This window comes from Caulobacter sp. D5 (genome assembly GCF_003185805.1).
In the GTDB taxonomy this organism is placed as follows: domain Bacteria; phylum Pseudomonadota; class Alphaproteobacteria; order Caulobacterales; family Caulobacteraceae; genus Caulobacter.
The window spans coordinates 1-3,066 of sequence record NZ_QHJY01000021.1; the positions used below are offsets into that span (position 1 = coordinate 1).

The following is a 3,066-nucleotide window of genomic DNA, read 5'->3' on the forward strand; positions in this document are numbered from 1 at the left end:
GATCCAGCGCCAGGATCCAGTCGCCCCGCGCCACCGCCGCCCCGGCCGCCAGCAGCGCGCCCCGGTCGCCCGACGCCGCCACGAACCGCGCCCCGCTGTCCTCGATCAGGGCGTCCAGCCCCGGCTCGACCGGCCCGGCGATCACCACCTCCTTGACCAGGCCGTCGACGGCCGCCGGCACCAGATGGGCCAGAAGCTGGGCGAGCACGTGCACGGAGGCTGGACCGGGCGCGACGGCGGGAAGGATCACGGAGATCATGCATCCGCCTTTGCGGCCTCGCGCCACATCGCGTCAAGCATCGTTCTTGTTATGTTCTCAATGTGGGCGTAAGGTTCGCCTCATGCTGTCGCGCCGCTCCTTCACCGACACCGCCTACAAGACCGGGACCGCCGCCCTGCGCGGGCGCGGCGCGCGGAGCAACGAGACCGGCCGCTACGAGAGCCGCACGTCCGAACCCTTCGACGACGGCTGGACGGAAGACGACAACGCCGCCCGGCCGCTGACCACCAGCGTGCTGGCCATGAAGTCCAAGACCGTCATCGCCCGCAACAAGAGCCCCGACGTAGGCTTCGACCGCTCGATCAACCCCTATCGCGGCTGCGAGCACGGCTGCATCTACTGCTACGCCCGCCCCGCCCACGCCTATCTGGGCCTCTCGCCGGGCCTCGACTTCGAAAGCAAGCTGTTCTTCAAGCCCGAAGCCGGCAAGCTGCTCGACCGCGAGCTTTCCAAGCCCACCTACAAGGTCGGCAGCGTCCATATCGGCGGCGACACCGACCCCTACCAGCCGCAGGAGCGCGGGCTTCGTGTCACCCGCTCGGTGCTCGAAACCCTCAGCCGCTATCGCCACCCGTTCTCGATCATCACCAAGTCGGCCCTGATCACCCGCGACCTCGATATTCTGGGAGAAATGGGCAAGGCGGGCCTGGCGCGGGCGGCGGTGTCGATCACCACGCTCGACCGACGCCTGGCCCGCAGCATGGAGCCCCGCGCCGCCACGCCTGAGCGGCGCCTCGACGCCGTGCGCCAGCTCTCCGAAGCCGGCGTGCCGACCATCGTCATGTTCGCCCCCGCCATCCCGTCGCTGAACGATCACGAGATGGAAGCGGTGCTGGAACGGGCCAAGGAAGCCGGCGCGGTGGCGGCGGGATACGTCGCCATCCGCCTGCCGATGGAGATCCACGGCCTGTTCGAGCAGTGGCTGGCCTCCGACCATCCCGACCGCGCCAAGCGGGTGATGTCGCTGGTGCGTCAGATGCGCGGCGGGGCGGCCTATGACAGCGAATTCGGCAAACGCATGACCGGCGAAGGCCCGATCGCCGAGGTGCTGAACCAGCGCTTCCACGCCGCCCTGAAGCGCTTCGAACTCGACAAGCCCCTGCCCCGCCTCGACATCACCCAGTTCCGCGTCCCGCCCAAGGCGGGGGATCAGTTGAGTTTGTTTTAGTTCGCGTATCCACCCTCCCGCGTCATCCCGGAAAGCGCCCAGCGCTTATCCGGGTCCCAGGGGCCGCCGCAGTGCGCCGGCCATCTCACTGGTGGCCAGTCCCGGCGCCGCGCCCAGTCCTCTGGGTCCCGGCTCTCCGCTGCGCTCCGGCCGGGATGACGACAGTGGAGGGAGCGGAGGATGAACGTCCACGCTTGCGTCTGTCACAGGAAGGTCCGCCAATGCCGCCCATGACGACAGAACACCGTTACACTGGCGGATGCCTGTGCGGCGCCGTGCGCTGGAGCGCTGCGGACGCGCCGATCTATCAGGGCTATTGCTGCTGCGCCGACTGCCGCAAGGCGTCGGGCTCGGGCTTCGTGCCGTTCATGGGCTTTGCGGCCTCGGCGGTGACGATCACCGGCGAAACCCTGAAGGTCCGCTCGCCGGCCTTCCGGGGCGGGGTCGCCCTGCGCAACGCCTGCCCGACCTGCGGCGGCCTGGTGTTCGGCGGCGAGGTCGGGGTCGACGCCAGCCACACGATCTATGCCGGCTCCCTGGACGACGCGACGCAGTTCGCGCCGACCATGGCCCTCTTCCTGCGCGACAAGCCCGACTGGGTCGTGCTGCCGCCGGGCCTGGCCACCTTCGAGACCATGCCGGACTAGAAAATCACCCACCACCCGTCGGGACGGGCGCCCACCGTTCGTCCTGGCCAAGAACCGCCCGAGCCGGGGCGCATAAAAAGGGAGAACGAGCATGTCGGATATGAACGGAAGGTTCGGCTGGTACGAACTGATGACCACCGACGTCGAGGCGGCGGCCAAGTTCTACGCCGAGGTCGTCGGCTGGACGCCGACCGACTCCGGGCTGCCCGGCCCCACGCCCTACACCATCCTCAATGTCGGCGACGCCGGTGTCGGCGGTGTCTTCACGCCCGAGGGCGGCTGTCCGGAAGGCTCCCGCCCCGGCTGGATCGGCTACATCTTCGTCGACGACGTCGACGCCTATGTGGAGAAGGTCGTCGCGGCCGGCGGTTCGGTGTTCATCCCCGCCGGCGACATCCCCACGGTCGGTCGCTTCTCGGTCGTCGCCGATCCGTACGGGGCGGTCTTCACGCTGTTCAAGCCGTTCCCGCAGGATGAGATCCCGACGCCGCCGCCCGAGGGCGCGCCCGGCACGTTCGGCTGGCGCGAGCTGATGGCCGGCGACCTCGAAGGCGCCTTTTCCTTCTATTCTGGCCTGTTCGGCTGGGTGAAGACGCAAGGCATCGACATGGGTCCGATGGGAACCTACCAGCTCTTCGCCTACGAGGCGGGCGGTCCCGACGTCGGCGGCATGATGACCAGGACGCCCGACATGCCGGTGTCGTTCTGGAACTACTACGCCCAGGTCGACAGCGCCTCGGCGGCCCGCGACCGCGCCCTGGCGGCCGGCGCGACCACCATGATGGACGTCCACCAGGTGCCCGGCGGCAGCTGGATCTACATGGCGACCGACCCGCAGGGGGCCGGGTTCGCGGTGGTGAGCACCAACCAATAGCCCTCTCCCCTTGCGGGAGAGGGTGGCCCGCGAAGCGGGTCGGGTGAGCAACCATGTTGATCAGGCTTGGCGCACCCAGGGCTGCTGTCGTGCGAGG

General features: G+C 69.1%; 3 protein-coding genes and 1 pseudogene. 3 read left to right on the top strand and 1 reads right to left on the bottom strand.

Translation table 11 applies throughout. The annotated features are described in order from the left end of the window. A pseudogene (locus DMC18_RS01775) lies at positions 1-259 on the bottom strand (cell wall biosynthesis glycosyltransferase); the annotation flags it as partial. Between the two features lie 82 nt (positions 260-341). Here DMC18_RS01775 and DMC18_RS01780 point away from each other — a divergent pair. The 3 genes from DMC18_RS01780 (at position 342) to DMC18_RS01795 (ending at position 2,969) form a co-directional block, all read left to right on the top strand. Beyond that, positions 342-1,448, top strand: coding sequence for a PA0069 family radical SAM protein (locus DMC18_RS01780; protein WP_110121769.1), 1,107 nt, complete (start codon positions 342-344; stop codon positions 1,446-1,448). A 230-nt stretch (positions 1,449-1,678) separates the two neighbouring features. Next, positions 1,679-2,095, top strand: a complete 417-nt coding sequence (locus DMC18_RS01790; protein ID WP_110121771.1) for a GFA family protein — start codon at positions 1,679-1,681, stop codon at positions 2,093-2,095. Between the two features lie 91 nt (positions 2,096-2,186). Further along, complete coding sequence (locus DMC18_RS01795; protein WP_199228601.1) at positions 2,187-2,969, top strand: VOC family protein; 783 nt, start codon at positions 2,187-2,189, stop codon at positions 2,967-2,969. The last annotated feature ends 97 nt before the right edge of the window (positions 2,970-3,066 follow it).